Source organism: Nocardioides sp. SRI_004, from assembly GCF_057586415.1.
The window spans coordinates 48,042-68,420 of sequence record NZ_JBYCZV010000003.1 but is presented as its reverse complement, the minus strand read 5'-3'; the positions used below and the strand labels follow the sequence as shown (position 1 = coordinate 68,420).

The following is a 20,379-nucleotide window of genomic DNA, read 5'->3' as shown; positions in this document are numbered from 1 at the left end:
GCGGGGTCGTCGCGGTCGCGACCGTCAGATGCGGGCCAGGTCGGCGGCGCCGATGACGCCCGCGCGGTTGCCGAGCTCGGCCAGGCGGATCTCCGGAGTCGGGCGGTAGCCGCGGCCGCTCAGCTCGTGCTCGAAGGTGGCCCGGAGCGGAGCCACCAGCAGGTCGCCCGCCTCGCTGACGCCGCCGCCGATGACGATCACGGCCGGATCGAGCACCGCGACCAGCGACGCGATGCCGTGGCCGAGCCAGTGGCCGAGCTGCTCGAACTGCTCGATCGCGAAGCGGTCGCCCTCCTGGGCGGCCGCCGTGATCATCGGGCCGGTGATGGCCGCGGGGTCACCGCCGGCGCGGTCGACCAGGTCGCGGGCCAGCAGCGAGCTGGCGGCGACCGCCTCACGGGCCGAGCGCACGAGCGCGGTGCCGCTGCCGTACTGCTCGAGGCAGCCGCGGTTGCCGCAGCCGCACAGCCGCCCGTCGGGTACGACGTTGAGGTGGCCGATCTCGGCGCCGACACCGTGCGCGCCGCGCAGCAGGGCGCCGTCGACGACGATGCCGCCACCCACGCCGGTGCCGACCGTGACCATCAGCTGGTCGTCGACGTCGCGCCCGGCGCCGTACCGGAACTCGCCCCAGGCAGCGGCGTTGGCATCGTTCTCGACGACGACCGGCAGCCCGGTGAGCCGGGCGAGGTCGGCGCCCAGCGGCTCGTTGCGCCACGCGATGTTGGGCGCGAAGAGCACCGTGGACCGGTCGGAGGCGACATAGCCCGCGGCCCCGACGCCGACGGCGGCGATGCCGTGCGCCGCGGCGAACTCGGCCACCAGCCCTGCGGCAGCGGTCTCCATCGCGGACGGATCGGTCGCGGGCGACTCGACCCGCGCCTCGGCGACGATGGTGCCCTCGCCGTCGACGACGGCACCGGCGATCTTGGTGCCGCCGATGTCGATGCCACAGGTCAGTGCACTGCTCACGGTGTGTCTCCGGCTTCCGGTTCGTCGGCGTCGAGGTCGATCTTCTCGACCTCCGGTCCGCGAGCCTGACCCGGGGTCCCCTGCGCTGCCGGGAGCGTCTCCATGAGACCGGCCGCGGCCTGCAACAGCGACGACGCAGCAACGGCGAGGTGGGCCTTCACCTCGGGCGAGGTCTGCCGGACGGCGTGCACCACCCGGCACACCGGGCAGTAGCGGCACTCGGCGCTGCCGGTCGCGATGTGCTCGTTGACCTCGTGCGCCATCGCGGCCGCCTGGCCGGCGAGGTCGCCCAGGCCGCCCGCGGCGTCACCGGTCTGCTGCTTCGCCAGGTCGGCGAGCGCGCCGAAGAGCTTCATCGCCTCCTCGCCCACGCTGCCGACGTCGTGGTGCGGGTGCTCGGGTCCGGGCTGCTGGTCGTCGCTCATCGTGCCTCCAGGACGGGCTCGGCGAACCGGACCCGCAGCTCGCCGTCGTCGACGCGCGCGCCCGCGACCCGCAACCGGGCCAGGCCCGGCGGGAGCGTCAGCAGGCGGCGGTAGGAGCCGACGGTCATCACCAGCTCGTCGCCGTTGCGGGCGAGGTCGACCTCCGAGCGGGTGACGAACGGGAGTGCGAGGTGCACGACCGCTCCGCCGCTGTCGGTCCGGGTCACCCGGAAGGGGCCGTCGCCGACGGGCGCGGCGAGCGGGTCGGCGTCGCCGTACAGGGTGGTGGCGAGGTCGGCGAGGGCCGCGACCCCGACCGGCTCGCTCGGCTGGTACTCCGAGGTGAAGACCGGGAGCCCGTTGAACGACTGGGCGACCTCGGCGAGCACGCCCGCCTGCGCCTCGACCCAGGCCGCCCGCCACCGGTCGGCGTCGTCGGCGGGGAAGATCCGGTTGGCGACCACACCGTCGACGCGGTAGCCGAACAGGCAAAGGCTGGTGAACGCCCGGCGAGCCTCGGCGAGGACGACCCGCTCGGGGGTCAGCACCAGGCGGACGCTGGCGTCCGGTCCCGAGAGCAGCTCGTGGACGTCGTCCAGCTCGGCGTGCAGCCGGGTGATCGCGTCGAAGACGGCGTCGCCGGGCATCGGTACGCCGGCGGCGCGGTTGAGCACCGGACGCAGCGCCTTGACCAGCCGGCGCTGGATGGGGAGCAACCGCTCGATGTACCAGCCGAGTGCCTCCGGCAGGGCCAGCAGGCGCAGGGTCTCGGCCGTCGGCGCGCAGTCGACGACGATCACGTCCCACTTCCCGGAGCGGGCGTGCTGGCGCAGCTCGAGGAGGGCCAGCACCTCCTCCGCGCCGGGGATGACGGTCATCTCCTCCGCGGCGACCGGGTCCATCCCCGCCGCGTCGAGGACGGAGAGCAGGTAGCGCTGGATGTCGGCCCACGACTGCTCGAAGCGCAGCTGGGCGTCGACCTGCTGCAGGAAGAGGCCGGGCGCCACCTCGGTGGGCTCGGCTCCCCCGTGCCGGGCCCCGGTTGCGGCGGCGCCGTACGCATCGGCCAGGGAGTGCGCCGCGTCCGTCGAGATGACGAGCGTGCGCAGGCCGCGCGCAGCCGCGAGCGCAGCCGTGCCGGCGGCGACGGTCGACTTGCCGACGCCGCCCTTGCCGGTGAAGAGAACGATCCGCACAGGCTGGTCCGTGTCCGCGCTCAGGCGCCGGACTCGACGCGCTTCTTCAGCCCCTTGAGCGCGGTGTCGATCAGGATCTTCTCGCCCTTGCGCTTCAGCATGCCGATCAGCGGGATGGAGACGTCGAGGGCGAGGCGGTAGGTCACCTCGGTGGTCGTCGGACCGGTCGCACGCAGGACGTAGGCGCCCTCGAGGGCCTTGAGCATCTTGCCCTCGACGAGCGTCCAGGTGACCTGGTCGTCACCGCTCCAGTCGTAGGCGAGGGTGTACTCGTCCTTGATCGGCGAGACGTCGAGGGCGAAGAACACCTCGCGCGCGCGGCCGGCCTGCTTGGGGTCGGCGGCGTCGTACGACGAGCGCACGTCGGCGACCGTGACGCCCTTGGCCCACGAGGGGTAGGCCGGGAAGTCCGCGATGACGGCCATCACGTCCGCGGCGGGGGCGTCGACAACGATCGACGAAGACGTCTGTTCGGCCATGCCGGAAGGCTACCGGACCGCCTGCCTGGCCGGGGGCGCGGCCGACGTGACGCAGAACTCGCCGGTACGACGAGCGGTAGCCTGCGATCGTGCGCGAGTACTCGACCCCGCAGACCGTGACCGTGCCCACGAGCGGCAACCTCACCGACGACGTCGTCCGCAATGCCGCGGAGGCGCCGGACGCGGTCCAGTTCAGCCGACCGGACGGCGAGGGCGGCTGGGCGGACGTCACCTGTGCGACCTTCCTCGCCGAGGTGTCCGCGGTCGCGAAGGGCCTGATGGCGGCGGGGATCGAGCCCGGTGACCGGGTCGCCCTGATCTCGCGCACCCGCTACGAGTGGACCCTGCTCGACTACGCCATCTGGTTTGCGGGAGCCGCAACCGTGCCGATCTACGAGTCGTCATCGGAGGAGCAGATCCACTGGATCCTGTCCGACTCGGGCGCCCGGGCGATCGTCGTCGAGGACGCCACGCACCTCGCGCGCGTCGGGTCCGTGCGCGGCGACCTCCCGGAGCTGGCGCACGTCTGGTCGATCGACAGCGGGGCGGTCGAGGAGATCCGCAGGCTCGGCACGGGCGTCGACGACGCCGACCTCGAGGCCCGCCGTACGACGGCCGGGCCCGCCGACCTGGCGACCCTGATCTACACCTCCGGCACGACCGGGCGGCCCAAGGGCTGCATGCTCTCCCATGACAACTTCCAGAACGAGCTGTGCGTCGCGGTGGCCGAGCTGGAGCGGCTCTTCGACACCGACGGCGCCTCGACGCTGCTCTTCCTGCCACTCGCCCACGTGTTCGCGCGGATCATCCAGGTCGGCTGCATCAAGGCCCGCACCCGCCTCGGGCACAGCGCCGACATCAAGAACCTCCTCCCCCAGCTGGCGACCTTCCGGCCCACGTTCATCCTCGCCGTGCCCCGGGTCTTCGAGAAGGTCTTCAACACCGCCTCCCAGCGCGCGACCGCCGACGGCAAGGGCAAGATCTTCGACCGCGCCGCCGAGGCAGCCATCGCGTACTCCCGCGCCCTGGACGCCGGCCGGGTGCCGGTCCGCGTGCGGGCGCAGCACGCCCTCTTCTCGCGGCTGGTCTACGGCCGGCTCCGCGGCGCGCTGGGCGGCCGGTGCGAGTTCGCCGTGTCCGGTGGCGCGCCGCTGGGCGACCGGCTCGGCCACTTCTACCGCGGGATCGGGGTCACCGTCCTGGAGGGCTACGGCCTGACGGAGACCACCGCCGCCCTCACCGTGAACCTCCCCGAGGCCCAGAAGGTCGGCACCGTCGGGCGCCCGATCCCCGGGACCGCCGTACGGATCGCGGACGACGGCGAGCTCCTCTTCAAGGGCGGCCAGGTCTTCACGGGCTACTGGAACAACCCGGAGGCGACCGCCGAGGCGCTGCAGGACGGCTGGTTCCACACGGGCGACGTCGGCGAGGTCGACGACGAGGGGTTCGTCCGGATCACGGGGCGCAAGAAGGAGATCCTCGTGACGGCCGGCGGCAAGAACGTCGCCCCGGCGGTCCTCGAGGACCGGGTGCGCGCCTCGGCGCTGGTCAGCCAGTGCCTGGTGGTCGGTGACGGCCAGCCCTTCATCGGCGCCCTCGTCACCATCGACGAGGAGGCCTTCCCCGCCTGGGCCGAGCAGCACGGCAAGTCCGGCAAGGTGGCCGACCTCGTCGACGACGAGGACCTCCGGGCCGAGGTCCAGGCGGCGATCGACGAGGCCAACAAGGCGGTGTCGAAGGCGGAGTCGATCCGCAAGTTCACGATCCTCCCGACCGACTGGACCGAGGAGGGCGGGCAGGTGACGCCGAGCCTCAAGCTGAAGCGCAACGTGGTGATGCGGGAGAGCCGCGAGGAGATCGCCGCGCTGTACGAGTGACGGGGCAAGTCCCTCCCGTCCTGGGTCCATAGTCCCAACGGGCCATGTCCCAGATCTCGATCGGGCATCAATCGCCTGCTCCGGCCTTTTTCCCTCCCTCTGTGGCCTTCGTCTCGCTAGCCTCAGCCTGCGCTGCATCCGGGGAGCAGTTGCCTCATCACATGGGGAGCGGGAGGGCTCTGAAAGTGGATCGTCGCAGGTTGTTGCTCGTCGTCGCAGCGGTGATCGCCGCGCTCGGCGTTGCCTTGGTGTTCGTCTACGCGCGCGGCGCCGACACGCGTGCCGCGGACAAGTACGACACCGTCGAGGTGCTGACCGCCTCGCAGGAGATCAAGCCGGGCGAGAGCCTGGACGACGCCCTCGAGAACGGGAAGGTCCAGCTGACGCACATCGCGAAGGCCCAGCTCCTCGAGGGAGCCAGTGAGGACTCGGACCCGCTGCGCGACAAGGTCGCACTCACCACCATCTACGCCGGCGAGCAGCTGATCCCCGCCAAGTTCGGTGCCGTCGAGGACGTGAAGGCCGCCGCGGTGCTGCCGATCCCGGAGGGCAAGCTCGCCATCTCGATCGAGGTCGAGGACGACGCCCGCGTGGGTGAGTTCATCCGGGCCGGTGCGCAGGTGGCGATCATCCTCACCCGCCCGAAGGGCAGCTCGTCGCCGATCGACAGCCGCGTGCTGCTCGAGCGGGTGACGGTCCTCGCGGACGGCGTGAAGACCTCGCTCAAGGGTGAGGACACCACCACCGAGAACGCGGACGACGAGATCCGGCGCCTGATCACGGTCGCCGTCAGCCAGCGCGAGGCCGAGAAGGTCCGCTTCGCGGAGAAGGCCGGAGACCTGTCGATCGGACTGCTGAACGACGGCAGCGACGTCAAGCGGGACGACGGCGTCAACAACGACAACCTCTTCAAGTGAGCTGAGCGAGATGCCCGTCATCGTCGAGGCGGATTCCGCCTCCATCGCTCCCCTGCTCGGCCAGATGCCGACGGGGTCCCACTCGGTCGCCTCGATCGACCGGATGCACGCCTGGCTCGACCAGCACGCTGACGAGTACGTCGTCGTGCTCGGCCCGGGCGTCGGCCTGGCCACCGCGCTGGAGTGTGCCGAGGACCTCCGGATCAAGCGACCCACCGTCAGCGTCGTCCTGGTCCGCGAGCACTTCGACACCGACGTCCTCGCGCGTTCGATGCATGCCGGCGTGCGCGACGTCGTGGTCGCCGGCAACGACGACAAGGCGCTGACCCGCGCGGTCGAACGCGCCCACCAGCTCTACCAGGCGCTGCGCGGCCCCGGCGGTGTGCGCCAGCTCGGACGGGTCGTCACGGTGTTCTCGCCCAAGGGCGGTGTCGGCAAGACGACGTCCTCGGTCAACCTGGCCCTGGCGCTCACCGACCGCGGTGCCCGGAAGGTCTGCCTCGTCGACCTCGACCTCGCCTTCGGCGACGTCGCGATCACCATGCAGCTCTTCCCGACCCACTCGATCGAGCAGGCCGTCGGCTCCGAGGACTCGGTCGACCTGGCCATGCTCGAGGGCCTGCTCACCCGGCACGAGGACTCGCTCACCGTGCTGGCAGCACCGGCGCACCCCGACGTCCGGGAGCGGATCACTCCCCTGCTGATCTCGAGGATCCTCCGAGCACTGCGCGACGGCTTCGACTACATCGTCGTCGACACCTCGCCGTCCTTCGACGACGCGACGCTGACCGCCCTCGACGAGACCGACGAGTGCGTGATCGTGGCGACGCTCGACGTGCCGACCCTGAAGAACGTCAAGGTCGCGCTCGAGACCATGGACATGCTGAGCATCGCGCGCGGCCATCGCCACCTCCTCCTCAACCGCGCCGACGACGAGGTCGGCATCAGCGTGGAGAAGGTGGAGAGCATCCTCGGCATGCCGGTCTCCTCCCAGGTCGCGACGGCCGTCGACATCGCCGCCTCGACCAACTCGGGCACGCCGATCGTGTCCCACAAGCCGCACCACGCGGCGAGCCAGGCCTACTTCCACCTCGCGTCGGCCGTCACCGGCGAGCCGGTGGTCGCTCCGGGCTCCGCCGCACACGCCGGGGCCCCCGAACCCACCCGCTCACGCGGCCTCTTCCGGCGCGGGAGGAACTCATGAGCAGCCTGTCCGAGCGCCTCGCCGCAGCCCGCGCCGAGGCTGCGACGCAACAGGGCAAGCACGCCGCCGACGCGGTGGAGGAGACGACGGTCGTCTCCTCGCCGTCACCGGACGCCCCCGCGCCGCCGAGCCTCGACAAGGCACAGCCCGGCACGGGCCCGGCGGCGAGCACCGGGCCCCTCTCCGCCCGCGCCGCGGCAGCCGGCGCCGAAGGTCGCCCGGCCTCCCGTCGTACCCTCGCGGGTCAGGAGATCGACCGCATCGAGGACCTCAAGGCGAGTGTCCACGCCGAGCTGCTCAAGCAGCTCGGCCCCCACCTGTACGACGCGGAGATGGACCAGGATGAGCTGGACCAGACCGTGCGGAGCGTGCTCTCCGAGGTGCTCGGGGCACAGGACCGGCCGCTCAGCGCGGCCGACCGCGCCCGTGTCACCCAGGAGATCACCGACGACATCCTCGGCTACGGCCCGATCGACCCGTTCCTGCGCGATCCCGAGGTCTCGGAGGTCATGGTCAACGGGCACGACGACGTCTGGCTGGAGCGTGACGGCCGACTGATGAAGGCGGACGCGCACTTCGCCGACGAGTCGCACCTTCGACGCACCATCGACAAGATCGTGTCGCGCATCGGACGCCGGGTCGACGAGTCGTCGCCGATGGTCGACGCCCGCCTCCCCGACGGCAGCCGCGTCAACGCCATCGTGCCGCCGCTCGCGATCGACGGCTCGGCGCTCACGATCCGGAAGTTCTCCACCGACCCGCTGACCGTGCAGGACCTGATCAACTTCGGGTCCCTCACCCCGCAGACCGCGGACTTCCTCGACGCCTGCGTCCGTGGCCGCCTCAACGTGATCGTGTCCGGCGGTACCGGCGCGGGGAAGACGACGACGCTGAACGTCCTGTCGTCGTTCATCCCCAGCGACGAGCGGATCGTCACGATCGAGGACGCTGCCGAGCTGCAGCTCAAGCAGGACCACGTCGTCCGGCTCGAGTCGCGTCCGGCCAACATCGAGGGCAAGGGCGCGGTCACGATCCGCGACCTCGTGCGCAACAGCCTGCGCATGCGGCCCGACCGCATCGTCGTCGGCGAGGTCCGCGACGCCTCCGCGCTCGACATGCTGCAGGCGATGAACACCGGCCACGACGGCTCCATCTGCACCCTGCACTCCAACGGCCCGCGCGACACGCTCGCCCGCATGGAGACGATGGTGCTGATGGCCGGCATGGACCTGCCGATCCGCGCCATCCGGGAGCAGGTCGCCTCTGCCGTCGACCTGATCGTGCACCAGACCCGGTTCAAGGACGGGTCACGACGCATCACGCACATCACCGAGGTGGAGCGGATGGAGGGCGACATCATCACCCTCCAGGACGTCTTCGTCTTCGACAACAGCGCCGGGTTCGACGAGAACGGCCGGATCCTCGGCCGGCTGCGCACGACCGGGCTCCGTCCGAAGTTCCTGGAGAAGCTCGCCTACGCCAACGTCGCGGTCGACCCGACGATCTTCCGGACGGAGCGGATCTGATGGCCGCCCGACGGCCCCTCCTCCTCCTCGCGGCCACCTTTGCCGCGCTCACGCTTCCGATGGGCGCGGCCTCGGCGGAGGACGGCACGATCGCGCACGTCGAGTCGACCGGCGAAGGACTGCGAGTCCTCGTCAACTTGCCCGAAGGCGCCCAGGTCGACCTGTCCGGCGTGGAGGCGACACTCGACGGCGAGGACCTCGCCGCGACGGCGGTCACCGCGAGCAGTGGCACCGACGTCAAGCGCACGACGGTCCTCGCGATCGACACCAGTCAGTCGATGGCCCGCCAGGGACGCTTCGCCGCGGCCAAGGAGGCTGCTGCGACGTACCTCGACACCGTCCCGGCCGACGTCGAGGTCGGCATCGTGACCTTCGACAACGACGTGGCCGTCGCGCTCGAGCCGACGACCGACCGCGACGCCGCGCGCACCGTGGTCGACGGCCTGCGACTGGCGAAGGACACGCTGCTGTACGACGGTGTGGTCGCGGCCATCGACGCCGCCGGCACCGAGGGCCAGCGCACGATCCTGGTGCTGTCCGACGGCGCGGACACCGGCAGCTCGGCGGCCATCGACGACGTCACCGATGTCGTCACCGTCACGAGGACGCTCGTCGATGTCGTGAGCCTCGGCCAGTCCGGCAAGGCCCTGGAGCCCCTGTCGGCCATGGCGAAGGCGGGCAACGGCCGCGTCATCGAGAGCAGCGGTGCTGCCCTCGCTGAGGACTTCCGCGCCGAGGCGGACGTGCTGGCCAGCCAGGTGTTGGTGACCGCCCCCCTGCCGAGTGGCTTCGATGCGACCCAGGCGACGGTGGAGGTCGTCCTCCCCACCAGCGACGAGCCGGTCATCGCGCGCGCACTCGCACCGATCCAGGCGGCGTCGGGCAGCGACGGTCCAGCGCCGTCCGATCCGACGGCACAGCTGGAGCGGCCCGGCGGCTGGGATGCCCCCGAGTGGCTGCTCTACGCCGGCGTCGGCGTCCTCGGCGTCGGTCTCGTGGCCGTCGCGATGCTCCTCGTCCCCGGGCGGCCGGGACCGATGAGCATCGCCGAGCGCGTCGAGGCCTACAGCACCCAGGTCAGCAGGCTGGACAAGCCGGAGAAGTCGCCCTCCGAGCCGGTCCTCGAACAGGCCAAGGCGGCCGCGGCCGGCGTCCTGGAGCGCAACCGGGGCCTCAACGACAACCTGACCCGGCGCCTGACCGCCGCGGGCAGCGCCTTCAAGCCGTCCGAGTGGCTGCTCCTCCACGTCGGCGTCGTGATCGCGGCTGGGATCCTCGGGCTGCTCGTCGGTCGCGGCAGCATCGTCGTGGGCCTCATCTTCGTGGCCATCGGTGCCGCCCTTCCACCGTTCTACCTCCGCCTGAAGGCCGCCCGACGGCGACGCGCGTTCGACGACGCCCTTCCGGAGGTGCTCCAGCTGATCTCCGGAGCGCTGAGCGCAGGGCTCTCGCTCGCACAGGCCGTCGACACGGTGGTCCGTGAAGGTCCGGAGCCGATCGCGTCCGAGTTCAAGCGAGTGCTCGTCGAGGCGCGGATCGGCATGCCACTCGAGGACGCCTTCGACGGCGTCGCCGAGCGCTTCCAGAGCAAGGACTTCGCGTGGTCGGTCATGGCCATCCGGATCCAGCGCCAGGTCGGCGGCAACCTCGCCGAGCTGCTCACCACCGTGGCATCGACCATGCGTGAGCGCGCGTACCTTCGGCGTCAGGTCCGCACGCTGTCCGCCGAGGGGCGGCTGTCCGCTGTGATCCTCTGCGGCCTGCCGCCGCTGTTCGCCCTGTTCCTCATCACGACCAACCCGGACTTCCTCCGCCCGCTGTACGCCGACGCGCGCGGCATTGCGGTCTCGGTGTTCGGCGTGGTGTGGTTGTCCATCGGGGTGTTCGCAATGTCGCGGATCGTGAAGGTCGACGTCTGATGCTTCTCTTCCTAGCCTTTCTGCTCCTGGTGGCTGCCGCGGTGGCCATCAACGCCGCGCTGGCCCGCGACGAGAACTCCGACGGCCTCGCTCGCGCCCTGCGTGCCCTCGAACAGCACGGCGACTCCGCCCGCGACCTCGCCGAGGACGCCAACCGGTCGTTCGGGGAGAGGGTGATCGAACCGCTGCAGCACCGTGCCGTGGGCATCGGTCGCCGCATCAGTGGCGCGGACGCGGCCGAGCGCCTGCGCCACCGCCTCGACCTCGCCGGCAACCCCCGCGACTGGACCGTCGACCGGATCATCGCGCTGAAGGTCATCGCCGCAGCCGCGCTGCCGGGGATCCTGCTCGTGTACGCCGTCCTGATCGGGCTCCCGCTGACCTGGATCCTGATCGTGGTGATCGCCGGAGTGCTCATCGGCTTCTTCGGGCCGGACCTCTACGTCTACAACCTCGCCCAGCACCGCGCGGACAAGATCAAGCGCACCCTCGCCGACGCGGTCGACCTCCTGACGATCAGCGTCGAGGCCGGGCTCGGCTTCGACGCGGCGCTCCAGCAGGTGGCCCGCAACACCGACGGACCCCTGGCGGAGGAGTTCTCCCGCGTCCTGCGGGAGATGCAGCTCGGCATGGGGCGCTCGGAGGCCCTGCGAGCGCTCGGCGAGCGGAGCAACGTGGACGACCTCAAGACATTCGCAGGGGCCATGGTCCAGGCCGATGCCTTCGGCATCGCCATCGGTCAGGTGCTGCGCGTCCAGTCGGCGGAGATCCGGCTGAAGCGGCGGCAGTACGCCGAGGAGAAGGCGCAGAAGGTCCCGGTCAAGATCATGATGCCGCTGATCCTCTTCATCCTTCCGTGCCTGTTCATCGTGGTGATGGCGCCGGCGGTGCTCAACGCCATGGATGCCTTCAGCCAGACGGGGTAACGCAGGCCATGCCGAGTAGCCAGACCTTCGCGGTGGTCGCTGCCGCCCGGCTGTTCGCGCTGCTCGCCATCGGCGGCCCGATCCTCTGGTTGCGCCAGAGTGAGGGCGTCGTGGCGTTGCTGCTCATCGCGGCCGTCTGGGTGTACCAGGGGATCACCGCGACCCGACGCGAGCTCGAACTGTCCCTCAGCCCGACGACCGAGGCCGCGACGATCGGCATCATCTGCGCGATCAGCATGAACTACGGGCCGGCGATCCTCGCTGCACTCGTCGTACCGCCGCTGTACGCGACGGCGATCGCAGGCACCCGCACGATGATGCGCACGGTCCTCGTCGAGCTGATCGCAGTCGTCGCCCTCGCCCTGATGTGGTGGGAGCGGGTCACCTCGGAGCAGGCGGTCGCGATCTTCACCTGGGTGATGACCGGCCTGGGCCTCAGCCTGATCGCCAGCGTCACCTTCTCCTCGGACCGCCAACCGGACCCCCTGGCGCCGTACCGGGACGCGCAGGAGCACCTCAAGCAGCTGCTCGCGCTGGCCGGCAGCCTGAGCTCGGGCCTCGACGTGGGTGCACTCGGTGGCGAGCTGCTCAGCGAGGTCAGCGACCGGATCCCCAACCGGGGCCTTGTCCTCTACGTGCCGCGCGGGGAGGCGCTGACGCCCGTCGCGTCCACCAGCGACCTCGACCCCGGGGACCTCGCTGCCTGCGAGACCCTGGCCGGCGACGTGCGCCACGGGGCGAAGGACCGGCGCGCGACCGTCGAGATCGGCCACGGCTTCGCCTTCCGCGTCAGCGACCAGGCCATCGTCGCCGGACTGCGCCCGGTCGACAGCGAGCCGAGCGCGGTCTCGCTCACGGAGGTCGCCAGCAGCCTGGGCGACAACGCGGTCAAGCTCGACGCCGCCCTGCTGTTCGCCCAGTTCCGCGACGCTGCCACGGCTGACGAGCGCAACCGCCTGGCCCGCGAGATGCACGACGGCGTCGCCCAGGACATCGCCTCGCTCGGCTACCTGGTCGACGCGCTCGCCGCGCGCCCCGCGGACGAGCAGCAGGCGAAGGTCCTCGGCATGCTGCGCGAACGGGTATCGGTCGTCGTCTCCGAGGTACGGCGGTCGGTGATGAACCTTCGTACGTCCATCGGCGAGGCCGAGAGCCTGGGGGCCGCGATCAGCAATGTCGCCCGGCACCTGTCGGAGTCCTCCGGGATACCGATCCGGGTGCGCCTCGACGAGCAACCGCAGCGCCTGCGCCCCGAGGTGGAGGCCGAGCTCTTCCGGATCGCGCAGGAAGCCATGAACAACGCCGTCAAGCACGCGAGGGCGACGTCGATCGACGTCCGGTGCCAGGTGTACGCCCCCGAGGCGATCATCACGGTGACCGACGACGGCGTGGGCCTGCAGAGCGCGCGCAGCGACTCGCACGGCCTGAAGATCATGCGCGAACGTGCGAGACTGGTCGGTGCGGAACTCGTGGTTCGCGACAATGCCAGCAGGGGCCTGACGGTGTCGGTGTCCCTGAAGATCCCCCGTCACTCGGTCGGGTCACATCCGGCCGTCCCGGCTCCCTAGGAGATGCCATGAGCGACAAGATCACGGTGCTGCTGATCGACGACCACGAGCTGATCCGGAACGGTCTGGGGGCCGTCCTCGACCTCGAGCCCGACCTCCAGGTCATCGCCACGGCCGGCTCGGTGGCCGAGGGCATCCAGCGCTACCACGAGGTCAAGCCGGACGTCGTCGTCACCGACCTCCAGATGCAGGACGGGACCGGCCTCGACGTCGTACGGACCCTGCGCAAGGAGAACGACAAGGTCGGCCTGATCGTGCTGACGATGCACTCCGGCGACGAGCAGATCTTCGCCGCCATGCAGGCCGGCGCCTCGGGCTTCGTCGGCAAGGACGCTCCGTCCACCGAGGTCATCAAGGCGGCGCGGCACGCAGCGGTCTCCCCCAAGGCCTTCGTGTGCGCCGGCCTGGTGGGGGCCATGATGCGCCGCCAGTCGGCGGAGTCGACCGCCCTGACCGAGCGCGAGCACGACGTCCTGCTCCTCCTCGCGGAAGGCCTGAACGCCGCGGCGATCGGGCAGAAGCTGTACCTCTCGGAGTCGACCACCAAGTCGCACATCGCCCGGATCTACCAGAAGCTGGGGGCCGCCAATCGCGCCCAGGCACTGGTCACGGCCATGCGGATCGGGCTGCTGTCCACCGTGCAGGCCGCGGCGCGCTGAGGCTCTGTCGCGGCGCTCCGTTCACAGGGGGTCCCGTAGTCAGAACTGACTACGAGCGAGAAGACGAACTCCCGATTCGACGGGCCTCGGGTTCCGGCAGAGTTCTCGTCATCGGGGAGCACTCCCCGGGGACACAGAACACCAGTGCACTAGGAGAACCCCGATGGTCAAGTACCTCCAGATCCTGCTCAACGCCCGCCTCGCCAAGATGGACGAGCGCGGCGCCACGGCCGTCGAGTACGGCCTGCTCGTCGCCCTCATCGCCATGCTGATCATCGGCGCGGTGTTCCTGCTGGGCGGCAACCTCAGCGACCTGTTCAACGGCGCGGCCGACGAGGTCGCGAACCCCGACGGCGCCTGAGCACGAGCGCAACGAACCACTGCTGGTGGCCGCGGACCGCGAGGTCCGCGGCCACCTGCACATCCAGACCATTGCGAACCGACGACGACATGGGGGCGACGACGATGACGGGTGCTGACCGCGGCGCCTCCGCCGTCGAGTACGCCTTGCTCGTGGCGATGATCGCGCTCGCGATCGTCGCCGGCCTCCTCGCCTTCGGACCCCAGGTCGCCGCGTTGTTCGACGTGGACTTCACTCCCTGACCGGGGTCGCCCGGGCCATGCCGATCCTTTGCAGGACGGTCGGGTGGGAGCCGAACCAGAACTGCGACCATGCCGGGGGTGTGGGGTCGGCGTGGGAGCGCAGCGCCAGACGGCGCTGGAGTGCGACGAAGGCCTGCGGGTCGTTCGTCTGCTCCAGCGCCGTCTCGTCTGCCCGGGCCTCGAGCTTCCGGCTGATCCCGTTCTGAATCGGCGCCGTGGCCAGCGTCGCGAGCGCGACCACGGCGAGCAGGCAGGGCACCGCACCGGCGCTGCGCAGGTCACGGCGGCCGTCGCCGACCATCACGAGGCCCAGCAGGCCCACGCCCAGCAGCGCGCCGGCAGCCCCGAGTGCGGTTCCGGTCACCACGTCGCCGTGCTTCGCGTGGGCCAGCTCGTGCGCCACCACCGAGAGCACCTCGTCGCGTGGAGTGCCGTCGACGAGGTTGTCGTAGAGCACCACGCGCCGGGTGTGGCCGAAGCCCGACACATAGGCGTTCAGGGTCGTCGTACGGCGTGACGCGTCGGCGACCAGCACGTCGTCGACTGCGACCCCCTCACGGTTCGCCAGCGCCAGCACCTCCGTGCGCAGCGGCCCGTCCGGCAGCGACTCGAAGTGGTTGAACACCGGCTCGACCAGCACCGGGTAGACGAACGAGCCCAGCACCACCAGGACCGCGGCGACGCCCCCGGCGACGGCCGGCCAGGCGCGCGGCCAGCGACGCACGCAGCCCACGAGCGCCACCACCGCCAGCGAGGTCGTCACGACGGAGACCAGCTCGCCCTTGACGACGTCGATGGTCCAGTCCGCCCAGGAGCCGGCCGCAAGCCCCTCGTCGAGGGCCAGCGTGCGCTGGGCGATCCCGAACGGCAGGGTCACCACCCGGCCCACGACGGTCAGCGCCGCCACGACGAGGACGATCCGGACCCACCACCAGCCCGGCACCCGCTCGGCCCACTCCCGACCGCGGCGGCTGAAGCCCAGCCAGCACGCGACCGCGAGCGACACCGCGAGCGACGACCAGCTCCACGTCCGCGCCCACCGGGCGTAGTGCTCGGCCCGCTCGATCTCGGAGAAGGTGAACACCGACGTGTCGCTCACCGGCTTGGGCATGCCGCCGGGAAAGGGCTCCCACGGCACCCGCGAGGCGGCGATGAGCACGAAGGCCGCGAGCCCGATGACGACGGTGCCGAGCGCGATCCTCCGGGCCGCTGGTGCCGTGTCCACTCCCCTACTCTGGCACGCCCGCAAGGGCGGCCAGCCGGGAGCGCCATGCCGCCGTGAGGTCGGCCTCGCTCCACGCGAAGTGGCGGCGCAGCGCCGCGTCGAGGGCCGTCCCGTCGAGGACGTCGCGGTAGAACGCCACCAGGGCGTCCTCACCGCCGTGCTCGGCCAGCGTCACCGCCACCTGCCACGCCGCCTCGTAGAGCGTGCCGAGGTGGCTCGCCCCCGGGTCGAAGTCGCTGTCGGCTGGCAGCGCGTCGGGCAGGCCGTCACGCCGGACCTGGCGGATGACCTGGGCCGCCGTCCGCGCCACCGGCAGCGCGACGTCCCGCAGGGCGACGTAGTCGGCGAATCCCTCGACCAGCCACAGCGGCGCGCCCCGCACGAGCGCTGCGCCCGTCACGGCGTGGACGGCCTCGTGGGTCATGACCACCTGCGCGGCGACCGGGTCGAGGCCGTCGTACACGGACCGGTTGATGAAGACGTGCACCGGGCTGCGCGGCGCCGTCGAGCCGTCGACCGGGGCCGTCACCGCGGCGATCGCGTCGTAGGCACCGCGGTCGGCACCGAGCGCCCGGCGCAGCTGCTGGCTGTCGGCCGGCACCTCGACGACGAGGCCGTCACCACGCCCGAGCAACGGCCGGGTCGCCGCGACGGCACGACGGGTGCGGCGGGCCAGGAGCTCGATGTCGGTGGCCTCGCCGGCGACCACGACGAGCGCCCCCGGGACCCGTCGTACGACGACGGGGCCGGTCAGCCACAACGGGAGCCGCTTCGCGTCGGCACCGATGGCGGCGATCGTGCGGCCGCCGTCGGCGAAGGACACCGGGACCTCGGCACGGGCGGAGGCGCGGTCGAAGCCGGCGACACGCCAGGTGACCGCGACCAGGCCGTCCCAGGCGTCGTCGCCTGCGGTCGTGCCGGTCTCGGTGACATAGGCCAGCGTGACGTCGGTCAGCCGCATCGCCGCGACATTGCGGGCGATCGCCGTGAGCAGGTCGGCGGCGGGGCCGTCAGTGCCGAGTTCGCCCGCGGCGGTCGGGTCGTCGAGGTCGTCCTGCAGGGCCGCCACGGTCGCTGCGGCGACGGCCGGATCGGCGACGTCGCTGCGCTCCACGGGAGGCGGGGCGACGTACTCGTCGCCCGAGCACCCGCCGGCGAGCAGGGCTGCGACCAGCAGCGCGCCCGCCAGGACGGGTGAGAGGACCCGGTGGGTCACCCAGGCCGGACCGCTCCGGCGTACGGCATCTCGTCGACGCTCGACACCTTCACGCCCGCGCCGGGGTTGGCCGCGTGCACGATCATGCCGTTGCCGAGGTAGAGGGCGACGTGGCTGACCGGGCTGTAGTAGAAGACCAGGTCACCGGGCTGCAGGTCGCTGCGCGACACCGGCGTGCCGGAGCCCATCTGCGCCCGCGAGGAGTGCGGCAGGCTGACGCCGGCCTGGGCCCAGGCCATCATCGTCAGGCCCGAGCAGTCGAACGCGTTGGGGCCCGCCGCACCGTAGACGTAGGCGTCGCCGACCTGGGCCAGCGCGTAGGCGATGGCGGCCTTCGCACGGCCGGACGCGGGGATCGAGCCGGCCGCGGGGGCACGGTAGCCACCGCGGGACAGGATCTCGGCGCGCTCCTCCTCCTCGAGCTTCGAGAGGAGGGACTTGGCCTCGGCGAGCTTGTCGTCGGCGCTCTTCTTCTCCTTCGCCAGGTCCTTCTTCAGGGCCTTGACGTCGGCACGGCGCTCCTCGGTCTGGTCGCGCCGGATGCTGTAGGCCTCGAGCTCGTTGTCGTAGTCCGACAGGAGCGAGTCCTGGATGCCGTCGACGGTCGAGAGGGTCGCGAGCTCGTCGAGGAAGCCGGCGGAGTCGGAGGCGAGCAGCTCGCCGGTCGCACCGAGGCCGCCGTTCTGGTAGCGCTGGATGGTCGCGTCCCGTACGTCGGCGCGGACGCCGTCGAGGACGTCGCCCTGGCGCGACTGGTCGGCCTCGAGCGAGTCGAGGTCGCGGTTGAGCTCGGCGAGCTCGAGGCGCGCGTCGTTGTAGCGCTCCGAGGCCTGCTCGGCCTGGTGGAGCAGCCGGTCGACGCGGTCGCGCACCGTCTCGATGTCGGGCTCGGCCTGCGCCGGGTTGGTCGGGGCACTCACCGACAGGGCGATCGTCCCCGTCAGGGCCAGTGCGGCAAGCGAAGCGGTGGTGCGTTTGCGGCCGTTCAGCACGTGCTGGCGGTCCCCTCTTGGTGTCGTACGCCTACCGGGTGAGCTGACGGATTCGGACACGACTCGCCCTACCCGCACTCCCTGCTCCCCCGCAGCCCGGTCGGGCTGGCGAGGTCGCCCCTCGTGCGGGATTCACCCCAGATGTGGTTGGTTCCCCGGCTCCGGTGCCGCGAACGACCCCGGACTCAGCGCGGTGCCCGCGCGGATCGGTCGACCCACTTCCACGGACACCTGAGCGAGCAGCCTAATCGTGGCCCGCACCGAGGCCAAACCCTGCCGAGCGTGTTGGGGAGGGAAGACGGGAGACACGGCTCACACCAGCCCCAACGGCCCCACCAGCACCACGAGCCACATGGGGAGTCACGCGGACTCCACCTCCGGCGCCGACACCGGCCGGACCAGCCGCAGCGGCGGCACCAGGCCGCCCTCGGCCAGGACGTCGAGCGCGCGCAGCTCGTCGTCGTCGATCATCAGCTCCGGTGGCGGCCCCAGCAGCACGGTCACCACGCAGTCATGGCACGCGAGACCCCGCACCACGCAGGTGTCGCAGTCGATCCTCGTCGTCATGGGGCGAGCGTGGCAGGAGGGGCCGACACAACCCCGGAATCGACCCGCGACCGGGATGCCTGCGCGATTGCGTCGGTGCCACCGCCTACCGTCATCGGCATGACCTCGACGGCTGCACTCCCCGCCCCGCGGTGGGAGGAGCAGCGCTCGTTCGACGAGCTCGGGCGAGCGCTGCGCGACGTCACCTTCTGCGTCGTCGACCTGGAGACGACCGGCGGATCGGTCGGCGACGGTGACCGGATCACCGAGATCGGCGCCGTCAAGGTCCGCGGCGGCGAGGTGCTCGGCGAGTTCCAGACCCTCGTCAACCCGCACACCGCGATCCCGGCGTTCATCGCCGTGCTGACGGGCATCACCAACCGCATGGTCGCCGACGCGCCGTCGATCCGCTCGGCCCTGCCGGCGTTCCTCGAGTTCGCCGCGGGCAGCGTGCTGGTCGCGCACAACGCCCGTTTCGACGTCGGCTTCCTGCGCCACTTCGCGCAGGAGCAGGACCTGGTGTGGCCGGACTTCGAGGTCCTCGACACGGTCAAGCTCGCCCGCCACGTCGTCAGCCGCGACGAGGCGCCCAACCACAAGCTGTCGTCGCTCGCGCGCGTGTTCCGTGCGTCGACGACGCCCAACCACCGAGCGCTCGAGGACGCCCGCGCCACCGTCGACGTGCTGCACGGGCTGATGGAGCGGCTCGGTGGGCTCGGGGTGCACACCCTCGAGGAGCTGCAGGGCTACAACGCGCGCGTCGCCTCGGCGTCGCGACGCAAGCGCCACCTCGCCGACACCCTCCCCCACGCCCCGGGCGTCTACCTCTTCCGGGACGAGCGCGAGCGGGTCCTCTACGTCGGCACCTCGCGCGACCTGCGCCGCCGGGTCCGCTCCTACTTCACGGCCTCGGAGAAGCGCACCCGCATCGGGCAGATGGTCCAGCTTGCGGCCTCCGTGACCGGGATCGAGTGCGCGACCCCGCTCGAGGCTGAGGTGCGCGAGCTGCGGCTGATCGCGGAGCACAAGCCGCCGTACAACCGTCGCTCGCGGCACCCGGAGAAGGTCACCTGGCTCAAGCTCACCCGCGAGCCGTGGCCCCGGCTGTCGCTCGTCAAGCGGGTGCTCGACGACGACGCCGACTACGTGGGGCCGTTCTCCTCCCGCGCGAGCGCCGAGAGCTCGCTCGCCGCGCTGCACGAGGTCTTCCCGATCCGTCAGTGCAACGAGCGGTTCGGCAGGAAGCCCTCGCGCTCCCCCTGCGCGCTCGCCGAGATGGACCGTTGCCTGGCGCCCTGCGACGGCAGCGTCGACGAGAAGTCGTACGGCGCCGTGGTCCGCCAGCTGCAGGACACCCTCCTGCGCCGCCCCGACGACGTGGTCGACCTCGTGCAGGCCCGGATGTCGGCGCTGGCCGAGCAGGAGCGCTTCGAGGAGGCGGCCCACCACCGCGACCGGCTCGCCGACTTCATCCGCGGCTCGGCCCGGACGCAGCGACTCGCCGCGCTGACCGGCTGTCCGGAGGTCGTCGCAGCGCGACGCGAGGACGACGGCCGCTGGGCGGTGCACGTCGTGCGGCACGGCCGACTGGCAGCGGCCGGCGTCATCCCGTCCGGCGCCGACGCGCTCACCTGGGTCGACTCGCTGCGGCTCACCGCCGAGACGGTGCTCCCCGCCCTCGGACCGACGCCCGCCGCCACGGCGGAGGAGACCGAGCGGATCCTGCGTTGGCTCGAGGCGCCGGGCGTGCGCCTGGTGGACGTCGTCGGCGAGTGGACCTGCCCGGTCCAGGGTGCCGCGCGCCACGTGGCGCTCACTACGCTGGCCCCATGATCACCGCCATCGTGTTCGTCCAGGCCGAGACCGCGCGGATCCCCGAGGTGGCCGCCGCCATCGCCGCGCTGGACGGCGTGAGCGAGGTCTATTCCGTCACGGGCCAGATCGACCTGATCGCGCTCGTGCGCGTCCGCAACCACGACGACATCGCCGCGGTGGTCTCCGACCGCCTCAACAAGGTCGACGGCGTCGTCGACACCGAGACCCACATCGCCTACCGGGCCTACTCGCGCCACGACCTCGAGGCGACGTTCTCGCTGGGCCTCGACTGACCCGGCGCGACGACGCCCGGC

The 20,379-nt window shown here is 71.6% G+C and carries 20 protein-coding genes and 1 riboswitch; of the genes, 12 read left to right on the top strand and 8 right to left on the bottom strand.

All coding sequences use genetic code 11. The features are described from left to right. Positions 1 to 24: 24 nt before the first annotated feature. The 4 genes from AC2YHB_RS04340 to AC2YHB_RS04325 are packed head-to-tail and all read right to left on the bottom strand — an operon-like array spanning position 25 to position 3,072. Positions 25 to 972, bottom strand: coding sequence for an ROK family glucokinase (locus tag AC2YHB_RS04340; RefSeq protein WP_036542281.1), 948 nt, complete (start codon positions 970 to 972; stop codon positions 25 to 27). Next, entirely contained in the window at positions 969 to 1,397 is a 429-nt protein-coding gene (locus AC2YHB_RS04335) for a hypothetical protein (RefSeq protein WP_036542279.1), read from the bottom strand. Before AC2YHB_RS04335 ends, AC2YHB_RS04340 begins: the two co-directional genes overlap by 4 nt. Next, on the bottom strand, positions 1,394 to 2,593 hold the full coding sequence (locus AC2YHB_RS04330; protein ID WP_179650799.1) for an ArsA family ATPase: 1,200 nt from the start codon (positions 2,591 to 2,593) through the stop codon (positions 1,394 to 1,396). The genes AC2YHB_RS04335 and AC2YHB_RS04330 overlap by 4 nt, the downstream gene beginning before the upstream one ends. 20 nt (positions 2,594 to 2,613) lie before the next feature. Further along, on the bottom strand, positions 2,614 to 3,072 hold the full coding sequence (locus AC2YHB_RS04325; RefSeq protein WP_036542273.1) for an SRPBCC family protein: 459 nt from the start codon (positions 3,070 to 3,072) through the stop codon (positions 2,614 to 2,616). A gap of 89 nt (positions 3,073 to 3,161) precedes the next feature. Between AC2YHB_RS04325 and AC2YHB_RS04320 the strand changes: the two genes are divergently transcribed. The 10 genes from AC2YHB_RS04320 to AC2YHB_RS04275 all read left to right on the top strand — a co-directional run bounded on the left by AC2YHB_RS04320 (position 3,162) and on the right by AC2YHB_RS04275 (position 14,271). Beyond that, on the top strand, positions 3,162 to 4,949 hold the full coding sequence (locus tag AC2YHB_RS04320) for an AMP-dependent synthetase/ligase (protein WP_179650797.1): 1,788 nt from the start codon (positions 3,162 to 3,164) through the stop codon (positions 4,947 to 4,949). Between the two features lie 200 nt (positions 4,950 to 5,149). After that, positions 5,150 to 5,866, top strand: coding sequence for a Flp pilus assembly protein CpaB (gene cpaB / locus AC2YHB_RS04315; protein WP_179650795.1), 717 nt, complete (start codon positions 5,150 to 5,152; stop codon positions 5,864 to 5,866). 10 nt (positions 5,867 to 5,876) lie between these two features. Continuing rightward, complete coding sequence (locus AC2YHB_RS04310; RefSeq protein WP_179650793.1) at positions 5,877 to 7,070, top strand: CpaE/TadZ family protein; 1,194 nt, start codon at positions 5,877 to 5,879, stop codon at positions 7,068 to 7,070. Continuing rightward, entirely contained in the window at positions 7,067 to 8,596 is a 1,530-nt protein-coding gene (locus tag AC2YHB_RS04305; protein ID WP_179650791.1) for a TadA family conjugal transfer-associated ATPase, read from the top strand. The genes AC2YHB_RS04310 and AC2YHB_RS04305 overlap by 4 nt, the downstream gene beginning before the upstream one ends. Further along, positions 8,596 to 10,515 (top strand): type II secretion system F family protein, encoded by a 1,920-nt coding sequence (locus AC2YHB_RS04300; RefSeq protein ID WP_179650789.1) that lies wholly within the window; start codon positions 8,596 to 8,598, stop codon positions 10,513 to 10,515. Before AC2YHB_RS04305 ends, AC2YHB_RS04300 begins: the two co-directional genes overlap by 1 nt. A gap of 29 nt (positions 10,516 to 10,544) precedes the next feature. Next, positions 10,545 to 11,441: a type II secretion system F family protein gene (locus AC2YHB_RS04295; RefSeq protein WP_179650787.1), complete on the top strand. Its 897-nt coding sequence runs from the start codon at positions 10,545 to 10,547 to the stop codon at positions 11,439 to 11,441. A gap of 8 nt (positions 11,442 to 11,449) precedes the next feature. Beyond that, positions 11,450 to 13,009 (top strand): sensor histidine kinase, encoded by a 1,560-nt coding sequence (locus AC2YHB_RS04290; protein WP_179650785.1) that lies wholly within the window; start codon positions 11,450 to 11,452, stop codon positions 13,007 to 13,009. Positions 13,010 to 13,017: 8 nt separating this feature from the next. Further along, positions 13,018 to 13,668: a response regulator gene (locus tag AC2YHB_RS04285; protein ID WP_036542258.1), complete on the top strand. Its 651-nt coding sequence runs from the start codon at positions 13,018 to 13,020 to the stop codon at positions 13,666 to 13,668. A 163-nt stretch (positions 13,669 to 13,831) separates the two neighbouring features. Next, positions 13,832 to 14,029, top strand: coding sequence for a Flp family type IVb pilin (locus AC2YHB_RS04280; protein ID WP_051931752.1), 198 nt, complete (start codon positions 13,832 to 13,834; stop codon positions 14,027 to 14,029). A gap of 104 nt (positions 14,030 to 14,133) precedes the next feature. Continuing rightward, positions 14,134 to 14,271, top strand: coding sequence for a Flp family type IVb pilin (locus AC2YHB_RS04275; RefSeq protein ID WP_242530610.1), 138 nt, complete (start codon positions 14,134 to 14,136; stop codon positions 14,269 to 14,271). Here AC2YHB_RS04275 and AC2YHB_RS04270 read toward each other — a convergent pair. The 4 genes from AC2YHB_RS04270 to AC2YHB_RS04255 form a co-directional block, all read right to left on the bottom strand. After that, entirely contained in the window at positions 14,261 to 15,496 is a 1,236-nt protein-coding gene (locus tag AC2YHB_RS04270) for a M48 family metallopeptidase (RefSeq protein ID WP_179650781.1), read from the bottom strand. The genes AC2YHB_RS04275 and AC2YHB_RS04270 overlap by 11 nt on opposite strands. A 4-nt stretch (positions 15,497 to 15,500) precedes the next feature. After that, positions 15,501 to 16,712, bottom strand: a complete 1,212-nt coding sequence (locus tag AC2YHB_RS04265; protein WP_179650779.1) for a hypothetical protein — start codon at positions 16,710 to 16,712, stop codon at positions 15,501 to 15,503. Next, positions 16,709 to 17,632, bottom strand: a complete 924-nt coding sequence (locus AC2YHB_RS04260) for a C40 family peptidase (RefSeq protein WP_036543117.1) — start codon at positions 17,630 to 17,632, stop codon at positions 16,709 to 16,711. Before AC2YHB_RS04260 ends, AC2YHB_RS04265 begins: the two co-directional genes overlap by 4 nt. A gap of 98 nt (positions 17,633 to 17,730) precedes the next feature. Then, a riboswitch (cyclic di-AMP (ydaO/yuaA leader) is annotated at positions 17,731 to 17,895 on the bottom strand. 169 nt (positions 17,896 to 18,064) lie between these two features. Then, a complete protein-coding gene (locus AC2YHB_RS04255; protein WP_036542250.1) occupies positions 18,065 to 18,271 on the bottom strand; it encodes a hypothetical protein in 207 nt (68 codons plus the stop codon). Between the two features lie 99 nt (positions 18,272 to 18,370). On the opposite strand from AC2YHB_RS04255, the gene AC2YHB_RS04250 reads away from it, so the two are divergent. Together AC2YHB_RS04250 and AC2YHB_RS04245 are read left to right on the top strand one after the other, a co-directional pair. After that, complete coding sequence (locus AC2YHB_RS04250) at positions 18,371 to 20,083, top strand: DEDD exonuclease domain-containing protein (protein ID WP_179650777.1); 1,713 nt, start codon at positions 18,371 to 18,373, stop codon at positions 20,081 to 20,083. Next, entirely contained in the window at positions 20,080 to 20,358 is a 279-nt protein-coding gene (locus AC2YHB_RS04245) for an Lrp/AsnC family transcriptional regulator (RefSeq protein ID WP_036542247.1), read from the top strand. The genes AC2YHB_RS04250 and AC2YHB_RS04245 overlap by 4 nt, the downstream gene beginning before the upstream one ends. Positions 20,359 to 20,379 lie beyond the last annotated feature (21 nt).